Raw genomic sequence first — 21,692 nt, 5'->3', positions numbered from 1 at the left:
CAATGCGAATATTTGTCTACGGCAGTTTACGAACCAAGCAAGGCAACAGTCACTGGATGACCAATGCCCTGCTGCTGGGGAATTACAATATCGAGAACTACCAGTTGTACAGCCTGGGCCACTATCCAGGCGCGGTTCCGGGCGAAGGAACAGTACAGGGTGAAGTCTATCGTATTGATAACGCGACGCTTGCCGAACTTGATGCCTTGCGCACCAGGGGCGGTGAATACGCACGCCAGTTGATCCAGACTCCGTACGGAAGTGCGTGGATGTACGTCTACCAGCGTCCGGTCGAAGGGTTAACGCGGATTGTAAGCGGTAACTGGTTAGACAGAGACCAGTACTGAAAAAAACAACGCCACCGTGAGGTGGCGTTGTTTTTTTTATTCCTTCAACTCTCTTCTGTATCCCGGCGTCGGGTTAAAAACAGAGGAACGAACAGCATGATGTACGGGGCAATAAGCCATAAAAAACACAAGGCGCGTGAACGGCCATAGTAGTTTATGCACCGCGTATTGCTTGAAATGACGGGCAGGAAAAACAGTAAAAACAGCAGAATCACATAATCGCTTCGATAAGGGATCCATAAGTAAAACAAAAACCAGGCAAGCTGGAATGTCATGATGCAGAGATACTGCCATTTACTGTCTTTACCGTAACAGTCAAACGCCTTTATGTAGCCCATCTTTATGCTTTGAAGAAAGAAACTTAGCATGTATAACGCTCACGATCGCGACGGTCAGGAGTGTGCTCATCAGCAACGCCCCTAAAAAATAGCTTTGGGTGATATCAGTAGCACCCGAGCCTAAAGTATGCAATTTACTATAACCTTTATCTACTGCAACAAAAAGCGTATATAGCCCTATGTTAATAAAGAATTGCAGAAGACAAGAAAAAAAGATATTTCTGGGAATTGTTTTTAATAGAGTGAGTAACGCATAAATAATGCTTGATGATAGCGCGAAGTAAAGTCCGTTAAGTAAACCAGATAGTAATGCGCTATTTATTTGACTGAATATTAAATGATCGCTTCCATAGTACCATGACAGATATTCAACATAAGTACTTCTGCCAAAGACAAAGGAGGCAATAATAAGGACGAATAGGCTTATGACATGGCTTTTCTTACTCATAATTTTGCTCCCTTAGATAGCAGCTCCTTCATCGTTTTACTGGCTTCTAGCTGATCTTTGATTATGGCAAGGTCACGAGTATTGTGGTTATATTTTGCAATAGCGGTTGGTGTACCCTTACCACCATTATCCATAAAGAAGACTATATCCTTACGACCATAAAGAAGGACTTGTGGGATGGGATCACGCCCATAACTCACCGCCTGTGGAAGGGAGTGGATAGACTCTGTCGTGAGGAAGCGAGGAATATTTTCATGCTCAATATTACCTAAAGGCGTGGTGGCAACAAGGGAGCCGATAAAATCGGTCGTATACACTAACGCATCTGTATCCTTGGTCGTTACTTTTGAACCCGTAATATATTTTATCTGTTGCCAAAGGGTAATATCTTTAGGGGTAACCTTAACACCATCCATAAACATATCCTGCTTGCGTTTTAGCTGAATGACAGTACGGTGCACCTGTGTCAAAGAGGGGCTGATTTCCCCAATAGAAGGCATATAACCATCGCGGGAATACAACCGTTCAATGATAAAATAAATTCCAGTTGGGCGGGCAACATCAATGTTAATGGATGACATATGAATCCTGTAATGAATGGGGATTAATGATCATCATGACAGTATGTTGTGAACAGCCAGGCTATTCAACCACTCCCACTATAAATGATAGGGAGTCTTTTTTTTGTTTTTAATATCCAAAACAAAAGGAATGGGATTATTCTTAAAAGTTAAGTTTGTACTACTCTCAACCAGGGAAATAAAAAAGCCCCGACTCGCGGGGCCTTCATTAACAGCGGTAAGAATTACTTCTTAGCAGCGCGTTCGAAAGAGGCGATGATTTCTGCTTTCGCCGCTTCTGCGTTGTCCCAGCCGTCAACTTTAACCCACTTGCCTTTTTCGAGGTCTTTGTAGTGCTCGAAGAAGTGAGTGATCTGCGCTTTCAGCAGCTCTGGCAGGTCGTTCACATCTTTGATGTGATCGTATTCTTTGCTCAGCTTGGTGTGCGGTACCGCAACCAGCTTCGCATCTTCACCGGATTCGTCGGTCATTTTCAGCACGCCAACTGGACGGCAGCGAATGACGGAGCCTGGCTCCAGTGGGTATGGCGTTGGGACCAGCACGTCAACCGGGTCACCGTCCAGAGACAGGGTGTGGTTGATGTAACCGTAGTTGCACGGATAGAACATCGCGGTAGACATGAAACGGTCTACGAACAGGGCGCCGCTCTCTTTGTCCACTTCGTATTTGATCGGATCTGCGTTAGCCGGGATTTCGATAACTACGTAGATGTCTTCTGGCAGTTCTTTACCCGCTGGGACGTTGAGTAAGCTCATGTCGGTGTCCTTTAAAATGGATGGTAAACAAGTGGCAGGTATTATAGCCAACTCGCGCTGAATGTCTCCGCCTGTTTTCGCTTTCTCTCCCCGCTTTCTCCACTTTTCAGACCGATTCCATGACAGAAAAATCCATAAACTCAGCCGCATTTTTCATGGCGAAATGAAAGCGATTACAAACTTGTGATTAACGTTTTATTCACTTTTCTGAAGTGTGATGTAACGCAATTCGTTACATATTTCATGGGCTATAGTCATTTCGCAGAACATCTTTTAACCAACAATAAACACCCCTACGAGGACGCTCATATGTGGAAGCGCTTACTTCTTGTCACAGCAGTTTCGGCAGCCATGTCGTCTATGGCGATGGCCGCTCCCTTAACCGTAGGTTTTTCGCAGGTCGGCTCTGAATCTGGCTGGCGAGCGGCAGAAACCAACGTTGCGAAAAGCGAGGCTCAGAAACGCGGCATTACCCTGAAAATCGCCGATGGTCAGCAAAAACAAGAGAATCAGATCAAAGCCGTGCGCTCCTTTATCGCCCAGGGCGTGGATGCCATCTTTATTGCACCCGTCGTGGCGACCGGCTGGGAACCCGTCCTGAAGGAAGCGAAAGACGCTGAGATCCCGGTCTTCCTGCTCGACCGTTCCATCGACGTCAAAGACAAATCCCTCTATATGACCACCGTGACCGCCAACAACGTGCTTGAAGGGCAATTGATTGGCGACTGGCTGGTGAAACAGGTCGACGGCAAGCCGTGTAACGTCGTTGAGCTGCAGGGCACCGTCGGCGCGAGCGTGGCCATCGATCGTAAAAAAGGCTTTGCTGAGGCCATCGCTAAAGCGCCAAACATCAAGATTATCCGTTCTCAGTCCGGCGACTTTACGCGCAGTAAAGGTAAAGAGGTCATGGAGAGCTTCATCAAGGCTGAAAACAACGGCAAGAACATCTGCATGGTTTACGCCCACAACGATGACATGGTGATCGGTGCGATTCAGGCGATTAAAGAAGCGGGCCTGAAGCCGGGCAAAGATATCCTCACCGGCTCTATCGACGGCGTGCCGGACATCTACAAAGCGATGATCGACGGCGAAGCCAACGCCAGCGTGGAGCTGACGCCAAACATGGCGGGTCCGGCATTCGACGCGCTGGAGAAATTCAAGAAAGACGGCACGATGCCTGAGAAGGTGACGGTCACCAAGTCCACGCTCTACCTGCCTGATACGGCGAAAGAAGAGTTAGAGAAGAAGAAAAATATGGGCTACTAAGACCCGCGCCCCTCACCCCAGCCCTCTCCCCGGAGGGGAGAGGGAGAAAGGCAGGGCGGAGCTGGATATTAACAATTGGCACGATCAATCCCCTCTCCCCTCCGGGGAGAGGATCAGGGTGAGGGGGAAAACCATGACCACTGAACAACACCAGGAAATCCTCCGCACAGAGGGCTTAAGCAAATTCTTCCCCGGCGTAAAGGCGCTGGATAACGTTGATTTCAGCCTGCGGCGCGGTGAGATCATGGCGCTGCTGGGCGAGAACGGCGCGGGAAAATCGACGCTGATTAAATCCCTGACCGGCGTTTATCATGCCGATCGCGGCACCATCTGGCTGGAAGGCAACGCCATTTCGCCGAAAAATACCGCCCATGCCCAACAGCTGGGGATCGGGACGGTGTACCAGGAAGTGAACCTGCTGCCGAATATGTCGGTGGCGGATAATCTGTTTATTGGCCGTGAGCCGCGACGTTTTGGCCTGCTGCGCCGCAAAGAGATGGAGGCGCGGGCGACAAAGCTGATGGAATCGTACGGTTTCTCCCTTGACGTCCGCGAGCCGCTGAACCGCTTTTCCGTGGCGATGCAGCAGATTGTCGCCATCTGTCGCGCGATCGATCTCTCGGCAAAGGTGCTGATCCTCGACGAACCCACCGCCAGCCTCGATACCCAGGAAGTTGAGATGCTCTTTACCCTGATGCGTCAGCTGCGCGATCAGGGCGTCAGCCTGATCTTCGTTACCCACTTCCTCGATCAGGTATATGAGGTAAGCGATCGCATCACGGTGCTGCGCAACGGCAGCTTTGTCGGCTGCCGCGAAACCCGCGAGCTGCCGCAGATCGAACTGGTGAAAATGATGCTGGGCCGCGAGCTGGAAACCAACGCCCTTCAGCGCGCCGGGCGCACGCTGCTGAGCGAGAAACCGGTCGCCGCGTTCAGCGATTACGGCAAGAAAGGCGTGATATCGCCGTTTAATCTGGAAGTCCGCCCGGGCGAAATTGTCGGGCTGGCGGGCCTGTTAGGATCCGGACGAACCGAAACCGCCGAAGTGATCTTCGGGATCAAGCCGGCCGACAGCGGCAGCGCGCTGATCAAGGGCAAACCGCAAACCCTGCGATCCCCGCATCAGGCCTCCTGTCTGGGCGTCGGCTTCTGCCCGGAAGATCGGAAAACGGACGGCATTATTGCCGCGGCCTCGGTGCGGGAAAATATCATTCTGGCGCTGCAGGCCCAGCGCGGCTGGCTGCGCCCGATCCCGCGTAAAGAGCAAAACGCCATTGCCGAGCGCTTTATCCGTCAGCTGGGTATTCGTACCCCGAGCGCGGAACAGCCCATCGAGTTCCTCTCCGGCGGCAACCAGCAGAAGGTGCTGCTCTCCCGCTGGCTGCTGACCAAACCTCAGTTCCTGATCCTCGACGAACCGACCCGCGGCATTGACGTGGGGGCGCACGCCGAAATTATCCGGCTTATCGAAACCCTGTGCGCGGACGGTCTGGCGCTGCTGGTTATTTCGTCCGAGCTGGAGGAGCTGGTGGGATATGCCGATCGCGTCATCATCATGCGCGATCGCAAACAGGTGGCAGAGATCCCGCTGGATAAGCTGTCCGTTCCGGCGATCATGAATGCCATCGCGGCATAAGGAGTAAATCGTGATGCCCCGTTCGCTTTCGCAAACCGGTGAGTCAAAGCGCCGATTCAGCTGGCCAACCGGCACGCCGCAAATCGCAGCGCTGCTGGTGGTGCTGCTGGTTGATAGCCTGGTCGCGCCGCATTTCTTCCAGATTATCGTGCAGGATGGTCGCCTGTTTGGCAGCCCGATAGACATTCTAAACCGTGCAGCGCCCGTGGCGCTGCTGGCCATCGGGATGACGCTGGTCATCGCCACCGGCGGGATTGACCTTTCCGTCGGCGCGGTGATGGCTATCGCCGGGGCCACGGCCGCCTCCATGACCGTGTCCGGACACAGCCTGCCGGTGGTACTGCTGGCGGCCTTAGGCACCGGCGTGCTGGCCGGATTATGGAACGGCATTCTGGTGGCGGTGCTGAAAATTCAGCCCTTTGTCGCCACCCTTATCTTAATGGTGGCCGGGCGCGGCGTGGCGCAGCTGATTACCTCCGGGCAGATTGTCACCTTTAACTCGCTGAGCCTGGCGTGGATCGGGAGCGGCAACCTTCTGTTCTTCCCGACGCCGGTGATCGTTGCCCTGGTCACGCTCGTGGTTTTCTGGCTTTTCACCCGCAAAACGGCGCTGGGCATGTTCATTGAAGCCGTCGGGATCAACATCCGCGCCGCGCGCAACGCCGGGGTCAACACCCGGCTGATGGTGATGCTGACCTACGTGCTGAGCGGCGTCTGCGCCGCCATCGCCGGGGTCATCGTCGCGGCGGATATTCGCGGGGCCGATGCCAACAACGCGGGGCTCTGGCTGGAGCTGGACGCGATCCTCGCGGTGGTGATCGGCGGTGGATCGCTGATGGGCGGGCGCTTTAACCTGCTGCTCTCGGTGATTGGCGCGCTGATCATTCAGGGAATGAACACCGGGATCCTGCTCTCGGGGTTCCAGCCGGAACTCAACCAGGTGGTGAAAGCGGTGGTCGTGCTCTGCGTGCTGATCGTCCAGTCGCCGCGCTTTGTCAGCATCATTAAGGGGATCCGTGGCCATGATAAAACGTAATTTACCGTTGATGATCACGCTGGGCGTGTTTGTGCTGGGGTATCTCTACTGCCTCACCCAATTCCCCGGTTTTGCGTCGACGCGCGTGATTTGCAATATCCTGACCGATAACGCCTTTTTAGGCATCATCGCCGTCGGAATGACCTTTGTGATCCTCTCCGGCGGGATCGATCTCTCCGTTGGGTCGGTGATCGCGTTTACGGGCGTGTTCCTCGCGAAGGCGATCGGCTTCTGGGGGATCTCTCCGCTGGTGGCGTTTCCGCTGGTGCTGGCGATGGGCTGCGCGTTTGGCGCCTTTATGGGGCTGCTTATCGACGCGTTAAAAATCCCGGCGTTTATCATTACCCTCGCGGGGATGTTCTTCCTGCGCGGGGTGAGCTATCTGGTCTCGGAAGAGTCGATTCCGATTAACCATCCGGTGTACGACACGCTCTCCAGCCTGGCGTGGAAAATTCCCGGCGGCGGCCGCCTGAGCGCGATGGGGCTGCTGATGCTGGGCGTGGTGGTGATTGGCATCTTCCTCGCCCATCGTACCCGGTTTGGCAATCAGGTTTACGCCATCGGCGGTAACGCCACGTCGGCAAACCTGATGGGGATCTCCACCCGCAGCACCACCATCCGCATCTATATGCTCTCGACCGGCCTGGCGACGCTGGCGGGGATCGTCTTCTCGGTGTATACCCAGGCGGGCTATGCCCTTGCAGGCGTGGGCGTTGAGCTGGATGCGATTGCTTCTGTGGTCATTGGCGGCACGCTGCTCAGCGGCGGGGTGGGGACGGTGCTGGGAACGCTGTTCGGCGTGGCGATCCAGGGGCTGATACAAACCTATATCAACTTTGACGGCACGCTCAGCTCCTGGTGGACGAAGATCGCCATCGGCATTCTGCTGTTTATTTTTATTGCCCTGCAGCGCGGTCTTACGGTGCTCTGGGAGAACCGCCAAAGCTCACCTGTTACCCGCGTAAACACATCGGTAACAGAGCGATAACACGCTGAATTTGCTTAAAGTCTAAACATTTTCCGGTAGCGGCCGATACTCTTTTTTTATGCCCAGAAATATCTCGCTACCGGAAATAATATCATGCTTAAAACGCTATCGATTCGTACCGGCTTGCTCTCTTTACTGGCCGTTATGACCCTTCTGCTGCTGATTGTCAGCGGCATTGGCATTTATGCCCTCACACAGAGTTCTTCTTCACTGCAGCGTATTAATCACCTTCAGGGTGAGCAGATGGTGCAGCTTAATTCAGGCTATACGCTGATCCTGCGCGCGCGCAATGAGGCGGGCCAGGCCGTCCGCATGATGGAAATCGGCATGCTGGACGATGCGGCCAAAGCGGTAAAAAACATCAATCAGGAAGTTGCCCTGGCCCAGAAAACGCTGAAAGGCGTGATCGACGGCGGCGTGGCTGACGAGCAGGGGCAACAGCTGCTCGATAAAGTGGCGGCCAGCCTGGCGACGTATAGCCAGCAGGGGATCAACCCGATGCTGAAAACCCTGAATGATCAGAGCGCGGACGGGTACTACGATCTTCTGGAGAAGACGCTAATTCCGGTGGCGAAGCAGTTTGATAACGACATGCAGGCGTTTCAGAAATGGAGCGAAGCGCGTGGTCAGGCGGAAGTGAGCGCCGTGCAGGCGAGTAAAACCCGCGTACTGATCCTGATTATCGTCGCAGCGCTGCTGACGGCGGGCATTATCGTGCTCGCGTGGCTGGTGCTGCGCCATATGCTGCTCAAGCCGCTCTCTGCATCGATCGCTCAGCTGGAGAACGTGGCGGCGGGGGATTTAACCCATACGCTGAATGCCCCCGCGAGCCAGGAGTTTAACCGCCTCAACGCGGTGATAGAGGAGATGCGGCAGTCGCTGATGAACTCGGTTATGCGGGTTCGCGATGCCAGCTCGCAAATTGACACCGGTAGCCGCGAGCTGACGCTGGGAAACCGCGATCTTGCCGAGCGTACGGAATCTACCGCCACGTCGTTGGAGCAGACGGCGGCCAGCATGGAACAGATCACCGCAACGGTGAAGCTCAACGCCGATAACGCCGAGCAGGCGCACCAGCTGGCGAAGTCGGTGTCCGACACGGCCGATCACGGCAGCGAAATGGTCTGCTACGTGATTGAAAAAATGCGCGATATCTCGGGCAGCTCGGCGCGCATCGCCGACATCCTGAGCGTGATCGACGGTATTGCCTTCCAGACCAATATCCTGGCGCTTAACGCCTCCGTGGAAGCGGCGCGCGCGGGCGAGCAGGGGCGCGGGTTTGCCGTCGTCGCGGGCGAAGTGCGAAACCTCGCCAGCCGCAGCGCCGACGCGGCGAAAGAAATCCGATCGCTTATCAGTGATTCGCAGACCCACGTTAACGAGGGCAGCGAGCTGGCCCAGCAGGCCGGCGAAACGATGGACGAAATCGCAACAGAAGTGCTGCGGATGACCAAACTGATGCGTGAGATTGCGACCGCGTCTCAGGAGCAGAGCCGCGGCATTGAGCAGGTGAATATTGCGGTGAATCAGATGGACGAAACCGCGCAGCAGAATGCGGCGCTGGTGCAGCAATCCTCCGCCGCGACCCGCTCCCTTGAAGAGCAGTCGCGTCAGCTGATGGAAGCCATGTCATCATTCAAAGTGACGACTCAGACCGCTGCATAATATTACCCAGCCCCGGTACGTTCTGTGCCGGGGTTTTATTTTTTCCGGAATTAACTGCCGCAATATTATCGTGAATTTCACCCATTAATATTTCCAGCGAACTGGTTAAGGCTAACGCTTTTTCCGTCGGTTCAAGATATAAACCTTTGCGGAAAAATAACGGTTCATCAAAGAGTTGATTAAAACGCTTTAGGGCCAGACTCACCGCCGGACGTGACATCTCCAGACGCAAAGAGGCTTTAGCCATGCTGCCGCAGCGGACGATTTCAATAAATACAGGGATAAGATTTAAATCAATGCCGGTATTAGCACGGGAATAATTATTCATTGCGATTCTGCTCCACGAAATATCTGTCAAACTGTTATGGAAATAATGCAGGAGCAGTGGTGAATATTAAAGCATGTTTTTTATAAACACTTATACGGTAAAATATATAAATGACCAGGGGAGCCAGAACGGCTCCCCTGTAGAGAGGCATTACGCGTCCGGGTACTCACGGATAAAACGCTCAACGTCTTCAACCATGTGGTTGTTGCCGACGAAGAATGAACGGCGCTGGTGAAGGCTTTCCGGCACGATATCCAGAATACGCTCTTTACCGTCGCTCGCCTTGCCGCCCGCCTGTTCGGCGAGGAACGCCATCGGGTTGCACTCGTACAGCAGGCGCAGCTTCCCGTCCGGGTGGCTGGCGGTGCTTGGGTAGAGGTAGATACCGCCTTTCAGCAGGTTACGGTGGAAATCCGCGACCAGAGAGCCAATATAGCGGGACGTGTACGGGCGCTGGGTTGCTTTATCTTCTTCCTGGCAGAATTTAATGTACTTCTTCACGCCGTTCGGGAATCGGATGTAGTTGCCTTCGTTGATGGAGTAGGTGTTGCCCTTCTCCGGGAAGCGCATGCGTTCCTGGCTCAGGCAGAAAACGCCCAGGGAAGGATCGTACGTAAAGGCGTGAACTCCGCAGCCGGTGGTGTACACCAGCATGGTGGAGGAGCCATAAACGACGTAACCGGCAGCAACCTGGTTAATGCCCGGCTGCAGGAAATCTTCTTCGGTCACCGGCGTGCCAACAGGCGTGACGCGGCGGTAGATGGAGAAAATGGTACCGACAGAAACGTTAACGTCGATGTTTGAGGAGCCGTCGAGCGGATCCATCAGAACAACGTATTTAGCGTGTTCACACCCTTCGAAAACAACAATTTCATCTTCTTCTTCAGAGGCGATACCCGCAACGATGTCGCGCGCGCGCAGTGCAGCTTTCAATTTTTCATTTGCGAACAGATCGAGCTTCTGTTGAACCTCGCCCTGAACGTTCTCGGCACCGCTGGCACCCAGGATATCGACCAGACCGGCCTTGTTGATATCGCGGTGGATGATCTTAGCGCCCAGCTTTATTGCCGACAGCAAAGCAGTGAGTTCACCGGTAGCATGAGAGAACTCGTGCTGCTTTTCGACAATAAATTCACCTAACGTTTTCATAACACTTTCCCTGCATCTTTGTGAGTAGAGCGATTGTATGTTCACTAAAACGACTAAAGCCCAACAATCTTAACAAACATTCAAATATTAGCGCAGAGGTGAATCGCGCCAGCAACATACGGATTTACCTGAAATGCGTTTCACAGCCGCTAACATGTGAGTAAAATGTGCGCCACATTGAAGAAGGATAGTGACGTATGCGCATTCATATATTGGGGATTTGTGGCACTTTCATGGGCGGACTGGCAATGCTGGCGCGCTCGCTGGGCCATGAAGTGACAGGTTCGGACGCCAATGTGTATCCGCCAATGAGCACACTTCTGGAGAAACAGGGCATCTCGTTAATTCAGGGCTACGATGCCAGCCAGCTGGATCCCGAGCCGGACCTGGTGATCATCGGCAACGCCATGACCCGCGGCAATCCGTGCGTCGAGGCGGTTCTGGAACGCAATATTCCGTTCATGTCCGGCCCGCAGTGGCTGCATGACTTCGTCCTGCGCGACCGCTGGGTGGTTGCCGTTGCCGGTACCCATGGCAAAACCACGACCGCGGGCATGGCGACCTGGATCCTCGAAGCCTGCGGCTACAAGCCGGGCTTCGTGATTGGCGGCGTACCGGGTAATTTCGACGTTTCTGCGCGTCTGGGTGACAGCCCGTTCTTTGTGATCGAAGCCGACGAATACGACTGCGCGTTCTTCGACAAACGCTCCAAGTTCGTGCATTACTGCCCGCGCACGCTGATCCTCAACAACCTTGAGTTCGACCACGCGGATATTTTTGACGACCTGAAAGCGATCCAGAAACAGTTCCACCACCTGGTGCGCATTGTTCCGGGCCAGGGGCGCATCATCCTGCCGGAAAACGACATCAACCTGAAGCAGACGATGGCGATGGGCTGCTGGAGCGAGCAGGAGCTGGTGGGCGAGCAGGGCCACTGGCAGGCGAAGAAACTCAACGCCGATGCCTCCGAGTGGGAAGTGCTGCTCGACGGTGAAAAAGTGGGTGAGGTGAAGTGGGGCCTGGTGGGTGAGCACAACATGCACAACGGCCTGATGGCTATTGCTGCGGCGCGTCACGTTGGCGTTCTGCCTGCGGATGCGGCCAATGCGCTGGGCTCGTTTATCAATGCCCGTCGCCGTCTGGAACTGCGCGGTGAAGCCCACGGCGTTACCGTATATGACGATTTCGCGCACCACCCAACGGCTATTCTGGCCACGCTTGCCGCCCTGCGTGGCAAGGTCGGCGGCACTGCCCGCATTCTGGCGGTGCTGGAACCGCGCTCGAACACCATGAAGATGGGCATCTGCAAAGATGACCTCGCGCCGTCGTTAGGGCGTGCCGACGAGGTCTTCCTGCTGCAGCCGCAGCATATTCCGTGGCAGGTGGCCGAAGTGGCCGACGCCTGCATTCAGCCTGCGCACTGGAGTGCGGACGTGGATGCGCTCGCGGATATGGTGGTGAAAGCCGCACAGCCTGGCGACCACATTCTGGTGATGAGCAACGGCGGTTTTGGTGGGATCCATCAGAAGCTGCTGGACGGTCTGGCGAAGAAAGCGGAAGCGGCAGCCGCAGAGTAAAAAAAAGCCCGGTGGCGCTTGCGCTTACCGGGCCTACTTTCCCGTGTTTTCTCCCTCGCCCCTCCGGGGAGAGGGCCGGGGTGAGGGGAAGAGATTACTCGTCGTTCTCAGACAGCTCGCGCAGATACTGGAAAATCAGGCGCGCAGATTTCGGCGGCTTATTCCCTTCTTTCTCTTTCTTCGCATTGCGGATCAAGGAACGCAGCTGCTGGCGGTCGGCATCCGGCCACAGGTTCAGCACTTCCGGTACGGCATCATCACCCTGTTCAATCAGGCGATCGCGGATCTGCTCAAGCTTGTGGAAAAACGCAACCTGCTGGTTGTGGCGGTTTTTCAGCTTGTCCAGCGCCTGGCGGATCGGATCGACGTCGCGCTGACGCAGCATTTTCCCGATAAGCTGAAGCTGGCGACGACGGCCTTCTTTTTTGATTTTCTGTGCCAGTTCAATGGCATCACGCAGATCCTGGTCGAGCGGGATCTTGTCCAGCGCGTTTTTACCCAGTTCTACCATTTCTGCGCCAAGCTGTTTTAACTCTTCGGCGTCACGTTTAATTTCACTTTTACTGACCCAGATGATCTCATCATCTTCGTCTTCGATGTCATCACCGGGAACGTCGTCGAGCCAGTCTTCGGGCTGCTTAGTCATGTCAGGCTCCTTAAAAAAAGAGGCTAATGTTACCAGTTAAGACGCGCACTGAAAAACGGTTCTCTGTTAGACTTCAGATAACTCTCTCTTACAGTATGGCATTTGCGATGAAAGTAACCTCACAAGTTGAAGCGCAGCGTAAGATTCTTGAAGAAGCCGTCTCCACCGCGCTGATGCTTGCTTCAGAAAAATCAGATGGCGCCGAAGTGGCGGTCAGCAAAACCACCGGCATCAGCGTGAGTACCCGCTATGGTGAAGTGGAGAACGTAGAATTCAACAGCGATGGCGCGCTTGGGATCACGGTGTATCACCAGAATCGCAAAGGCAGCGCGTCGTCTACCGATCTCAGCCCGGATGCCATTGCCCGTACGGTGCAGGCGGCGCTGGATATCGCCCGTTATACCTCTCCGGATCCTTACGCAGGCGTGGCGGATAAAGACCTGCTGGCGTTTGACGCGCCGGATCTCGATCTTTTCCACCCGGCGGAAGTAACCCCGGACGAAGCGATCGAACTCGCCGCGCGCGCCGAGCAGGCTTCCCTGCAGGCCGATAAGCGCATCACCAATACCGAAGGCGGCAGCTTCAACAGCCATTACGGCATCAAAGTCTTCGGCAACAGCCACGGCATGCTGCAGGGCTACTGCTCTACCCGTCATTCGCTCTCCAGCTGCGTGATCGCCGAAGAGAACGGTGACATGGAGCGTGACTACGCCTATACCATTGGCCGCGCGCTGGGGGATTTGCAGTCTCCTGAGTGGGTGGGTAAAGAGTGTGCCGAACGCACGCTGTCACGCCTGTCGCCGCGCAAACTCTCCACCATGAAGGCCCCGGTTATTTTTGCCAACGAAGTGGCGACCGGTCTGTTTGGCCATCTGGTGGGCGCTATCGCGGGCGGCTCGGTTTACCGTAAGTCGACCTTCCTGCTCGACTCGCTGGGCAAGCAGATCCTGCCGGAATGGCTCACCATTGAAGAACATCCGCACCTGCTAAAAGGGCTGGCCTCCACGCCGTTCGACAGCGAAGGCGTGCGCACTGAACGTCGCGATATCATCAAAGACGGCATTCTGACCCAGTGGCTGCTGACCAACTACTCCGCGCGCAAGCTGGGGCTGAAAAGCACCGGACACGCTGGCGGCATCCACAACTGGCGCATTGCCGGACAGGGCCTGAACTTTGAGCAGATGCTGAAAGAGATGGGCACCGGTCTGGTGGTCACCGAGCTGATGGGCCAGGGCGTAAGCGGCATCACCGGAGACTACTCGCGCGGCGCGGCGGGCTTCTGGGTGGAAAACGGCGAAATCCAGTATCCGGTGAGCGAAATTACCATCGCTGGAAATTTGAAGGACATGTGGCGCAATATCGTTACGGTCGGTAACGATATTGAAACACGTAGCAATATACAGTGTGGTTCTGTACTTCTGCCGGAAATGAAAATCGCCGGTCAGTAATACCCGTAAAGGCGTTTTAATAATAAAAAAGGAAGTGAGCAATGCGTAAACATCTGTTAGCGATCGTCGCGGCTTCAACGCTGGTTCTTGGCTCTTCTGCGTTTGCTGCCGATCTTGAAGACGACATGGGCATCCTCGGTCAAAACCTAAAGGTGGTGCAGAAAACCGACAATGCGGCTGAAATGAAAGACGCGCTGACCAAAATGCGTGAAGCGGCGCTCGACGCACAAAAAGCGACGCCTCCGAAGCTGGAAAGCAAAGCGGCAGACAGCGCAGAGATGAAAGACTACCGCCACGGCTTTGACGTGCTGGTCGGCCAGATCGACGGCGCGCTGAAGCTGGCTAACGAAGGCAAAGTGAAGGAAGCCCAGGCGGCGGCCGAGCAGTTTGTGACGACCCGTAACACGTATCACCAGAAATACCGTTAACCGATCGCGCATCTGACAAACAACCAGCGGGGGCCAGCGGCCCCCGTTTTTTTTACGCGGTAATAAGTAAACCCTATCGCCATCACATTTTTGCGTCACCACGCCTGAACGTTTCGTTTCCCCGGCGCGCGTTTTGCCGCTGGAATACGTGATATTCATCACGCAAATACCGTCATTAATTCAGATTCACCGCATTTATGTGGCACAGATCACTGCTGCGGCTCGCCTTTCCACTTCGAAGTGGAAAACAACTCGCTACAAACAATTCCCCCCCAACGTTAGTTTTATTCCAGAGCCATTAACGGGGTAAGACCAGTGATTAACGGAGCGGTAATGAACGACGTTGGGGAACAGGCAGAGCAAACAGAACAGCTCGCGAACACCATGCTGCAGCAGGTTTATGCCCTGCTGGGTCGAAACAACATCATCCCCAATGCGGTACAGGAGCAGATGCTCACCTCCCACGTGCGCGCAATGGCGCACCGGTCCGTGACCGGCGAGCCGCTGCCGGAGGTTGAAGCAGAGCTGTTTGACGAAATTTCACCGGATTCAATGCGGCTCGCCCGTGAAGTGGTCGCGCAGTTTGGCAATCTTCCTGATGAAGAAGCCTGGCTGCTCTCCGTTCACTTTGAAGTCGCGAAAGACAACCTTTAAGGAGCAACACATGGAACAGATTACAGTCGTGATTGGCGATCGCCTGGGTAAAGGTCAGAAAGTGGCTGCGGGTGTGGAAAAAGCAGGTGGACGCGCGGTGGTCGTACCGGGCATGGCAGCGGATATGAAGCTCGGCGACGTGATGAAGGCGGAAAACGCCACCTTCGGCATCTCCTTCTGCGGCAGCGGCGGCGCGGGTGCCATCACTGCCCAAACCAAATATGGCTACAAGGCCAAATACGGCATGCGTTCCGTGGAAGAGGGCGTGACCGCCATCAACGAAGGCTGCAACGTGCTGGGCTTCGGCTTTATGGATAAAGAAGAGCTGGGCGAGCGTCTGGTACAGGCGTGGCAGAAGAAATACGGCGCATAAGCATGAAAGAACAGTTCACAACCACGGTGAGAGTGAAGGGCAAAGGCGACGCCAAAGCGCGCGCCTTTGCCGACGCGCTCAACCACGTTCAGGCCGCGGTGATGAAAGCCTCACCGCATATCTTACTGCGTATTGAGCCACAGGATGTGCAGGTCGTTCAGGCGCAAGAAGCGGTGCGAAAAGAAGCGTTTCTGTTCTTCTTTCTGCGCCGGGAAAGACGCACCTACAGCGTGGAGCTGGATGTGACCGTCAACGTGACCGCTATCAATCTTGACCAGGTGGATTTCGTCACGCAACGCTGATTATTCATAAAAGGGCAGACTGATGTTCTTAATTATATTAATAAAATCGCTCATCATTGGCGGCCTGGTTGGCGTCGGTGTCGGAGCCGGGGCTGCACGCATGTTTCATGCGCCTACCACTCAGGGTATGGGCGCGTTTCGTACGTTGGGGGAACTGAACTCCTGCGAAGGGGATCCGGCGTCCCACTTCTCCTTTGGGTTAGGTTTCTTCTTTAACGCCTGGGCCTCTTCCGTGGCCGCAGGGGCTTTCACACAGGACGTTGACCACCGCATCATCCCGAACTGGGGTGCTGCTGCACTGATGATCAAAAACCGTAACGTCGGCGAAACGCTGCACGACCCGCGCAAAATGGCGATTGCCTGCGGCGTGATTGGCATGCTCGTCGTCACCTTCCTGAACCTGACCGCCTCCTCCGTTCCTGCAGCGCTTCAGGTCACCGCCGTGAAGGTTCTGGTACCGGCGGCAAACCTGCTGGTCAACACCGTCATGCCGGTGATCTTCTGGCTGGCGGCCATCGACGCGGGTAAAAAATCGGGCTTCTGGGCCACCATCTTTGGCGGCGCGGCGCAGCTGATTATGGGGAACGCCGTACCGGGCCTGGTGCTGGGGATCCTGATCGGGAAAGGCGTGGAAGAGAGCGGCTGGAACCACGTCACCAAAGTGATGATGGCGGCGATCGTCCTGCTCTTCGTGCTGAGCGGCTTCTTCCGCGGCTTCGACATGAAGATGATCGAATCCTTCCATCTGACCGTGCCGAACTGGCTCGACATGATCCACAACTCGCTCAGCGGTAAATAACAGGAGCCTCTAAATGGAACAGAATAAAGGTTTTTGGTATGCCGACTGGTCGTTCCCGATCTTCGTTGGCCTGCTCTCCTCCGGCGTTTTCGCAGGGACGCACATGTACTACCTCTACGGCATCGGCGCGTTTAACGAAGTGGCCTTCGTGGCGATGCTGAAAGCGGGGATCGATACCGGCGTTTACGGCGCGGTGGCGGCGTTCGGCGCGAGCTTCCTGTTCGCCCGCATTATCGAAGGGTCGCTGGTGGGTATTCTCGACATCGGCGGCGCCATCCAGACCGGCGTGGGCCTCGGCGTTCCGGCGCTGCTGCTGGGCGCGGGCATCATGTTCCCGGTGACCAACTTCATTGCCGCGCTGATTACCGGCCTGGTGATTGGTCTGGCGATTGGCTACGTCATCATCCTGGCGCGTAAGTTCACCATCAACCAGAGCAACTCCACCTACGGTGCAGACGTGATGATGGGCGCGGGTAACGCCTCCGGCCGCTTCCTCGGGCCGTTGATTATCCTCAGCGCCATGACCGCCTCCATTCCTATCGGCGTCGGTTCCCTGCTGGGTGCGCTGGTGTTCTACATCTGGCAGAAGCCGATCACCGGTGGCGCGATCCTCGGCGCAATGCTGTTGGGCTGGCTGTTCCCGGTCGCCCTTTAATACCCGCGGGCGCTCAGGCGCCCGCCTTATCAGGAGATCCTCATGTTTGATTTACTCCTGCGCCGTGCGCGCCTTGCCGACGATACCCTGACCGATATCGCCATTCAGGACGGGAAGATCGCGGCGCTGGGCGAGATTGACGCCCCCGCGCATAAAACGGTTGAGCTGAACGGCGACGTGTTCGTCAGCGCAGGCTGGATTGACTCCCACGTTCACTGCTACCCGAACTCCCCGATTTACCACGACGAGCCGGACAGCGTGGGCATTGCCACCGGCGTCACCTCCGTGGTGGACGCGGGCAGTACCGGCGCCGACGACGTGGACGACTTCTATGACATCACCCGCAGGGCCTCCACCGAGGTGTTTGCCCTGCTGAACATCTCCCGCGTGGGGCTGATTGCCCAGAACGAGCTGGCCAACATGGCGAATATCGACGCCGACGCGGTGAAGCAGGCGGTGAAGCGCCACCCTGATTTTATCGTCGGCCTGAAGGCGCGCATGAGCAGCAGCGTGGTCGGTGAAAACGGCATCACGCCGCTGGAGCGGGCGAAAGCCATTCAGAAAGAGAACGGCGACCTGCCGCTGATGGTGCACATTGGCAACAACCCGCCGAACCTCGACGAAATCGCCGAGTTGCTGAGCTCCGGCGACATCATCACCCACTGCTACAACGGCAAACCCAACCGCATTCTTACGCCCTCCGGCGAGCTGCGCGCCTCCATCACCTCCGCCCTGAAGCGCGGCGTGCGTCTGGACGTCGGCCACGGCACGGCGAGCTTCAGCTTTGAGGTGGCGAAACGCGCCATCGCGATGGGCATTCTGCCGCACACCATCAGCTCGGATATCTACTGCCGCAACCGCATCAACGGCCCGGTGGGCTCGCTGGCAAGCGTGATGTCGAAGTTTCTCGCCATCGGCATGTCCTTGCCGCAGGTGATTGACTGCGTGACCGCCAACGCCGCCGACGGCCTGCGCCTGGCGCGCAAGGGCCGCATCCAGCCGGGTCTCGACGCCGACCTGACGCTGTTCACGATTAAACGCCAGCCGACGGTGCTGACGGACGCCGAAAACGACAGCCTGCAGGCTGAACACATTCTGGTGCCGCTTGCCGCGATCCGCGCGGGCAAGGGCTACATGACCGAACAAGGGAGCACGGAACATGCCTTCGATTTATGAGAAGTACCATTTAAAGCAGGTTATCAACACCTCTGGCCGCATGACGGCGCTGGGCGTCTCCACGCCGCGCCCGGAAGTGGTGCAGGCGGCGATGGACGGCATGAATCACTATTTCGAGATGAAAGATCTGGTCAACAAAACCGGGGAATACATCGCGAAGCTGCTGGATGTGGAAGGCGCGACGGTAGTTTCCTGCGCGTCTGCGGGCATTGCCCAGTCCGTGGCGGCGGTGCTGGTCAAAGACAGCGACTGGCTGCTGGAAAACCTGCACGTGACCCCGATTGAGAACAACGAAATCGTCCTGCCGAAAGGCCACAACGTAAACTTTGGCGCGCCGGTGGGCACCATGGTGGCGCTGGGCGGCGGCAAGCTGGTGGAGGCGGGCTACGCCAACGAATGCTCCGCCGATCAGCTGGCGGCGGCGATCACTCCGCGCACGGCGGCGATCCTCTACATCAAATCTCACCACTGCGTGCAGAAAAGCATGCTCAGCGTCGGGCAGGCGGCGGTGGTGGCGCGCAAGCACGATCTCCCGCTGATCGTCGATGCGGCGGCGGAAGAAGATCTGCACGCGTACTACCGATCCGGCGCCGATCTGGTGATCTACAGCGGCGCGAAGGCGATTGAAGGCCCAACCAGCGGGCTGGTGATCGGCAAAACCCAGTACGTTGAGTGGGTGAAGCGCCAGACCGCGGGCATTGGCCGCGCGATGAAGGTGGGCAAAGAGGGCATTCTTGGCCTGACCTGCGCCATCGAACACTACCTGACGGCGACCAAAGAGAGCGGGTCTGAAATGGTGGCGAAGATGACGCCGTTTATCGAGGCGCTCAACACCCTCAACGGCGTGACCGCGCGCGTGGTCTGGGACAGCGCCGGTCGCGATATCGCGCGCACCGAGATCAAGTTCGACGAAGCCACGACCGGCGTCGGCACGGGCGATCTGGTGGCGAAGCTCAAGCAGGGCGAATATGCCATTTACTTCCGTGGCTACAAGGCCAACGAAGGGATTATCGAGGCGGACGTGCGCAGCGTGAACGCTGACCAGCTGAACATCGTGTACCGCCGCATTAGCGAAGTATTAGGACAGGAGAAAAAAGCATGAAACTGACCCCCAACTTTTACCGTGACCGAGTCTGCCTGAACGTGCTGGCAGGATCGAAAGCCAACGCCAGCGCCATTTACGAGGCGGCGGAAGGTCACGTGCTGGTGGGCGTGCTCTCCAAAAATTACCCGGACGTGGCGAGCGCCGTTGCCGATATGCGTGAATACGCCGCGCTGATTGATAACGCGCTCTCCGTAGGCCTCGGCGCGGGGGATCCGAACCAGTCGGCGATGGTGAGCGAGATCTCCCGTCAGGTGCAGCCGCAGCACGTCAACCAGGTCTTTACCGGCGTGGCCACCAGCCGCGCGCTGCTGGGGCAGAATGAGTCGGTGGTCAACGGCCTGGTCTCTCCGACCGGCACCGTCGGGATGGTCAAAATCTCCACCGGACCGCTGAGCAGCAACGCTCCGGACGGCATTGTGCCAGTTGAAACCGCGATTGCCCTGCTGAAGGATTTCGGCGGCAGCTCCATCAAATACTTCCCGATGGGCGGCCTCAAGTGCCGTGATGAGTACAACGCGGTGGCGGAAGCCTGCGCCCGTCACGACTTCTGGCTGGAGCCGACCGGAGGTATCGATCTGGAAAACTATGAGGAGATCCTGCAGATCGCCCTCGACGCGGGCGTGAGCAAAATCATCCCGCATATCTACAGCTCGATTATCGACAAAGCCAGCGGCGACACGCGCCCGGAAGACGTGCGTACGCTGCTTGCGATGACGAAGAAGCTGGTGAAGTAGTATCTGCCCTCACCCTAACCCTCTCCCAAAGGGAGAGGGAACTTTTACCTCCTCTCCCTTTGGGAGAGGGCCGGGGTGAGGGAAAACAAACCGCACAAATATAAAGGAGCCACCATGCACACCCGTACCCTGCTTGTTGCTTCACTCTCAATGCTCGCCACCGCCGCTATCGCCCAGCCGCAGTACGCCTGGGTGGGCACCTACAACCCCAACGGCGAAGGGCTGTACCGCTTTACCGTTGACCCGCAAAGCGGCGCGCTGGCGAATAAAACGCTGGTGAGCAGGCTGCCGAACGCCGCGCAGCTGGCCGTCTCGCACGACGGCAAAACGCTGTATCTGGCAAGTGAAGTGGAGCAGGGCGTGGTGCAGGCGCTGCGGGTGGGGGATAACGGCGCGCTGAGCGAGCTTAATCAGGTGGCCTCCGGCGGCGCGGGGCCGGTTTACCTGTCGCTGACGCCGAACGGTCGACATCTGCTGGTGGCTAACTATGTCAGCGGATCGATCGCCGTTTTGCCAGTCAACGCAGACGGCAGCCTGGGTGAGGCTACGGATAAACGTCAGGATCAGGGCGAACCGGGCGCGGCGAAGCCGGAAGCGGCTGTCGAAGGAAGCTTTGCCATCAGCGATCATAACGGCCCCCACGCGCACATGATCGCCGCCGATCCGAGCGGGAAATACGTGTTTTCCACCGATCTTGGGCTGGATCGCCTCTACCAGTACCGTTTTGACGATCGAACAGGGAAGCTGACGCCGAACGATCCGCCGTTTATCAGCGCCTCCTCAAAAGGCGCCGGGCCGCGCCACTTTGTCTTTACGCCAAAAGGCGATGCCCTGTGGCTGATTAACGAAGAGGCGTCTACGCTCACCCATTATACCGTGAACGCCAACGGCACCCTGAAAGAGGGCAAAACGCTCTCAGCCCTGCCGGAAGGTTACAAAGGCACCAGCTTTGCTGCCGGGCTCGCATTAAGCGCCGACGGTAAACAGCTGTATGTGGCTAACCGTTTGCATAACAGCATCGGGCACTTTACCGTAACAGCGGAGGGCACGCTGACGCATCAGGACGACGTGTGGACGCGCGGCGACTACCCGCGCACCCTGACGCTCGATAAGCAGGGACGCTGGCTGTACGTCATGAACCAGCGCAGCGACAACATTACCCGTTTCCGCGTCGGTCAGGACGGTAAGCTCAGCTTCGAGCCAGACTATACCCCGGTCGGCAGCCCATCCCAGATGGTCATTTCACCTTAAGCTGTAA

24 protein-coding genes are annotated in these 21,692 nt (G+C 56.5%); 18 read left to right on the top strand and 6 right to left on the bottom strand.

What is annotated here, in order from left to right; translation table 11 throughout:
* Positions 1–2 precede the first annotated feature (2 nt).
* A complete protein-coding gene (locus M2422_RS12280) occupies positions 3–347 on the top strand; it encodes a gamma-glutamylcyclotransferase (RefSeq protein ID WP_014830431.1) in 345 nt (114 codons plus the stop codon).
* Positions 348–662: 315 nt separating this feature from the next.
* On the opposite strand, the gene M2422_RS12275 is transcribed toward M2422_RS12280, so the two are convergent.
* The 3 genes from M2422_RS12275 to ppa all read right to left on the bottom strand — a co-directional run bounded on the left by M2422_RS12275 (position 663) and on the right by ppa (position 2,469).
* Complete coding sequence (locus M2422_RS12275) at positions 663–1,133, bottom strand: hypothetical protein (protein ID WP_064673135.1); 471 nt, start codon at positions 1,131–1,133, stop codon at positions 663–665.
* Entirely contained in the window at positions 1,130–1,714 is a 585-nt protein-coding gene (locus M2422_RS12270; protein WP_032662463.1) for a hypothetical protein, read from the bottom strand. The genes M2422_RS12275 and M2422_RS12270 overlap by 4 nt, the downstream gene beginning before the upstream one ends.
* 224 nt (positions 1,715–1,938) lie before the next feature.
* Entirely contained in the window at positions 1,939–2,469 is a 531-nt protein-coding gene (ppa, locus tag M2422_RS12265; RefSeq protein ID WP_010427397.1) for an inorganic diphosphatase, read from the bottom strand.
* A gap of 309 nt (positions 2,470–2,778) precedes the next feature.
* Here ppa and ytfQ point away from each other — a divergent pair, with 309 nt between their 5' ends.
* The 5 genes from ytfQ to M2422_RS12240 all read left to right on the top strand — a co-directional run bounded on the left by ytfQ (position 2,779) and on the right by M2422_RS12240 (position 9,060).
* Positions 2,779–3,735, top strand: coding sequence for a galactofuranose ABC transporter substrate-binding protein YtfQ (ytfQ, locus tag M2422_RS12260; protein WP_014882271.1), 957 nt, complete (start codon positions 2,779–2,781; stop codon positions 3,733–3,735).
* A gap of 133 nt (positions 3,736–3,868) precedes the next feature.
* Positions 3,869–5,371, top strand: coding sequence for a galactofuranose ABC transporter, ATP-binding protein YtfR (gene ytfR / locus M2422_RS12255; RefSeq protein ID WP_008501421.1), 1,503 nt, complete (start codon positions 3,869–3,871; stop codon positions 5,369–5,371).
* Positions 5,372–5,381: 10 nt separating this feature from the next.
* Complete coding sequence (gene ytfT, locus M2422_RS12250) at positions 5,382–6,407, top strand: galactofuranose ABC transporter, ATP-binding protein YtfT (protein ID WP_161798504.1); 1,026 nt, start codon at positions 5,382–5,384, stop codon at positions 6,405–6,407.
* Positions 6,394–7,395, top strand: a complete 1,002-nt coding sequence (gene yjfF / locus M2422_RS12245; RefSeq protein ID WP_023293434.1) for a galactofuranose ABC transporter, permease protein YjfF — start codon at positions 6,394–6,396, stop codon at positions 7,393–7,395. Before ytfT ends, yjfF begins: the two co-directional genes overlap by 14 nt.
* Before the next feature lie 93 nt (positions 7,396–7,488).
* Positions 7,489–9,060: a methyl-accepting chemotaxis protein gene (locus M2422_RS12240; protein ID WP_033144491.1), complete on the top strand. Its 1,572-nt coding sequence runs from the start codon at positions 7,489–7,491 to the stop codon at positions 9,058–9,060.
* Here the strand turns inward: M2422_RS12240 and M2422_RS12235 are convergent.
* Entirely contained in the window at positions 9,032–9,388 is a 357-nt protein-coding gene (locus tag M2422_RS12235; protein WP_033144492.1) for a LysR family transcriptional regulator, read from the bottom strand. The two genes, M2422_RS12240 and M2422_RS12235, sit on opposite strands and share 29 nt — an antisense overlap.
* A gap of 150 nt (positions 9,389–9,538) precedes the next feature.
* Positions 9,539–10,537: a class 1 fructose-bisphosphatase gene (gene fbp, locus M2422_RS12230; protein WP_023310178.1), complete on the bottom strand. Its 999-nt coding sequence runs from the start codon at positions 10,535–10,537 to the stop codon at positions 9,539–9,541.
* Between the two features lie 197 nt (positions 10,538–10,734).
* Between fbp and mpl the strand changes: the two genes are divergently transcribed.
* The gene (gene mpl, locus M2422_RS12225) at positions 10,735–12,114 is read left to right on the top strand and encodes a UDP-N-acetylmuramate:L-alanyl-gamma-D-glutamyl-meso-diaminopimelate ligase (protein WP_029739256.1); all 1,380 of its coding nucleotides are present in this window, start codon (positions 10,735–10,737) and stop codon (positions 12,112–12,114) included.
* A 94-nt stretch (positions 12,115–12,208) separates the two neighbouring features.
* Here the strand turns inward: mpl and yjgA are convergent, their stop codons facing one another.
* The gene (gene yjgA, locus M2422_RS12220; RefSeq protein WP_042713463.1) at positions 12,209–12,760 is read right to left on the bottom strand and encodes a ribosome biogenesis factor YjgA; all 552 of its coding nucleotides are present in this window, start codon (positions 12,758–12,760) and stop codon (positions 12,209–12,211) included.
* A 95-nt stretch (positions 12,761–12,855) separates the two neighbouring features.
* Between yjgA and pmbA the strand changes: the two genes are divergently transcribed.
* The 11 genes from pmbA (at position 12,856) to M2422_RS12165 (ending at position 21,685) form a co-directional block, all read left to right on the top strand.
* Positions 12,856–14,208 carry a metalloprotease PmbA gene (gene pmbA / locus M2422_RS12215; RefSeq protein ID WP_023310180.1) on the top strand — a complete coding sequence of 451 codons (1,353 nt, stop codon included), beginning with the start codon at positions 12,856–12,858 and terminating at the stop codon, positions 14,206–14,208.
* A 41-nt stretch (positions 14,209–14,249) separates the two neighbouring features.
* Positions 14,250–14,636, top strand: coding sequence for a cytochrome b562 (gene cybC, locus M2422_RS12210; RefSeq protein WP_023334302.1), 387 nt, complete (start codon positions 14,250–14,252; stop codon positions 14,634–14,636).
* A 315-nt stretch (positions 14,637–14,951) separates the two neighbouring features.
* Entirely contained in the window at positions 14,952–15,290 is a 339-nt protein-coding gene (locus tag M2422_RS12205; RefSeq protein WP_155739949.1) for a glycine dehydrogenase, read from the top strand.
* A 10-nt stretch (positions 15,291–15,300) separates the two neighbouring features.
* Positions 15,301–15,663, top strand: coding sequence for an SFCGS family glycine-rich protein (locus tag M2422_RS12200; RefSeq protein ID WP_023293430.1), 363 nt, complete (start codon positions 15,301–15,303; stop codon positions 15,661–15,663).
* Positions 15,664–15,665: 2 nt separating this feature from the next.
* Positions 15,666–15,965 (top strand): DUF4312 family protein, encoded by a 300-nt coding sequence (locus tag M2422_RS12195; protein ID WP_006810338.1) that lies wholly within the window; start codon positions 15,666–15,668, stop codon positions 15,963–15,965.
* Positions 15,966–15,987: 22 nt separating this feature from the next.
* Positions 15,988–16,764, top strand: coding sequence for a DUF4311 domain-containing protein (locus M2422_RS12190; RefSeq protein ID WP_023310182.1), 777 nt, complete (start codon positions 15,988–15,990; stop codon positions 16,762–16,764).
* Between the two features lie 13 nt (positions 16,765–16,777).
* Positions 16,778–17,419, top strand: coding sequence for a DUF4310 family protein (locus tag M2422_RS12185; RefSeq protein WP_023310183.1), 642 nt, complete (start codon positions 16,778–16,780; stop codon positions 17,417–17,419).
* Positions 17,420–17,461: 42 nt separating this feature from the next.
* Positions 17,462–18,595: an amidohydrolase/deacetylase family metallohydrolase gene (locus M2422_RS12180; protein WP_033144494.1), complete on the top strand. Its 1,134-nt coding sequence runs from the start codon at positions 17,462–17,464 to the stop codon at positions 18,593–18,595.
* The gene (locus M2422_RS12175; RefSeq protein WP_064673137.1) at positions 18,579–19,697 is read left to right on the top strand and encodes a DgaE family pyridoxal phosphate-dependent ammonia lyase; all 1,119 of its coding nucleotides are present in this window, start codon (positions 18,579–18,581) and stop codon (positions 19,695–19,697) included. The genes M2422_RS12180 and M2422_RS12175 overlap by 17 nt, the downstream gene beginning before the upstream one ends.
* Entirely contained in the window at positions 19,694–20,434 is a 741-nt protein-coding gene (locus M2422_RS12170; protein WP_033144496.1) for a 2-dehydro-3-deoxy-phosphogluconate aldolase, read from the top strand. The genes M2422_RS12175 and M2422_RS12170 overlap by 4 nt, the downstream gene beginning before the upstream one ends.
* A gap of 114 nt (positions 20,435–20,548) precedes the next feature.
* Positions 20,549–21,685, top strand: a complete 1,137-nt coding sequence (locus M2422_RS12165) for a lactonase family protein (RefSeq protein WP_064673138.1) — start codon at positions 20,549–20,551, stop codon at positions 21,683–21,685.
* Positions 21,686–21,692: the final 7 nt, after the last annotated feature.

Source organism: Enterobacter sp. SLBN-59, assembly GCF_024807915.1.
Lineage (GTDB): Bacteria > Pseudomonadota > Gammaproteobacteria > Enterobacterales > Enterobacteriaceae > Enterobacter > Enterobacter asburiae_B.
This window is presented reverse-complemented; position numbering and strand designations above follow the sequence as displayed.

Excerpts from the sequence above, each read along its gene's own strand:
- M2422_RS12280 (WP_014830431.1), top strand. The coding sequence starts at position 3 with ATGCGAATATTTGTCTACGGCAGTTTACGAACCAAGCAAGGCAACAGT.
- M2422_RS12275 (WP_064673135.1), bottom strand. The coding sequence starts at position 1,133 with ATGAGTAAGAAAAGCCATGTCATAAGCCTATTCGTCCTTATTATTGCC.
- M2422_RS12270 (WP_032662463.1), bottom strand. The coding sequence starts at position 1,714 with ATGTCATCCATTAACATTGATGTTGCCCGCCCAACTGGAATTTATTTT.
- ppa (WP_010427397.1), bottom strand. The coding sequence starts at position 2,469 with ATGAGCTTACTCAACGTCCCAGCGGGTAAAGAACTGCCAGAAGACATC.
- ytfQ (WP_014882271.1), top strand. The coding sequence starts at position 2,779 with ATGTGGAAGCGCTTACTTCTTGTCACAGCAGTTTCGGCAGCCATGTCG.
- ytfR (WP_008501421.1), top strand. The coding sequence starts at position 3,869 with ATGACCACTGAACAACACCAGGAAATCCTCCGCACAGAGGGCTTAAGC.
- yjfF (WP_023293434.1), top strand. The coding sequence starts at position 6,394 with ATGATAAAACGTAATTTACCGTTGATGATCACGCTGGGCGTGTTTGTG.
- M2422_RS12240 (WP_033144491.1), top strand. The coding sequence starts at position 7,489 with ATGCTTAAAACGCTATCGATTCGTACCGGCTTGCTCTCTTTACTGGCC.
- M2422_RS12235 (WP_033144492.1), bottom strand. The coding sequence starts at position 9,388 with ATGAATAATTATTCCCGTGCTAATACCGGCATTGATTTAAATCTTATC.
- fbp (WP_023310178.1), bottom strand. The coding sequence starts at position 10,537 with ATGAAAACGTTAGGTGAATTTATTGTCGAAAAGCAGCACGAGTTCTCT.
- mpl (WP_029739256.1), top strand. The coding sequence starts at position 10,735 with ATGCGCATTCATATATTGGGGATTTGTGGCACTTTCATGGGCGGACTG.
- yjgA (WP_042713463.1), bottom strand. The coding sequence starts at position 12,760 with ATGACTAAGCAGCCCGAAGACTGGCTCGACGACGTTCCCGGTGATGAC.
- pmbA (WP_023310180.1), top strand. The coding sequence starts at position 12,856 with ATGGCATTTGCGATGAAAGTAACCTCACAAGTTGAAGCGCAGCGTAAG.
- cybC (WP_023334302.1), top strand. The coding sequence starts at position 14,250 with ATGCGTAAACATCTGTTAGCGATCGTCGCGGCTTCAACGCTGGTTCTT.
- M2422_RS12200 (WP_023293430.1), top strand. The coding sequence starts at position 15,301 with ATGGAACAGATTACAGTCGTGATTGGCGATCGCCTGGGTAAAGGTCAG.
- M2422_RS12195 (WP_006810338.1), top strand. The coding sequence starts at position 15,666 with ATGAAAGAACAGTTCACAACCACGGTGAGAGTGAAGGGCAAAGGCGAC.
- M2422_RS12190 (WP_023310182.1), top strand. The coding sequence starts at position 15,988 with ATGTTCTTAATTATATTAATAAAATCGCTCATCATTGGCGGCCTGGTT.
- M2422_RS12185 (WP_023310183.1), top strand. The coding sequence starts at position 16,778 with ATGGAACAGAATAAAGGTTTTTGGTATGCCGACTGGTCGTTCCCGATC.
- M2422_RS12180 (WP_033144494.1), top strand. The coding sequence starts at position 17,462 with ATGTTTGATTTACTCCTGCGCCGTGCGCGCCTTGCCGACGATACCCTG.
- M2422_RS12175 (WP_064673137.1), top strand. The coding sequence starts at position 18,579 with ATGCCTTCGATTTATGAGAAGTACCATTTAAAGCAGGTTATCAACACC.
- M2422_RS12170 (WP_033144496.1), top strand. The coding sequence starts at position 19,694 with ATGAAACTGACCCCCAACTTTTACCGTGACCGAGTCTGCCTGAACGTG.
- M2422_RS12165 (WP_064673138.1), top strand. The coding sequence starts at position 20,549 with ATGCACACCCGTACCCTGCTTGTTGCTTCACTCTCAATGCTCGCCACC.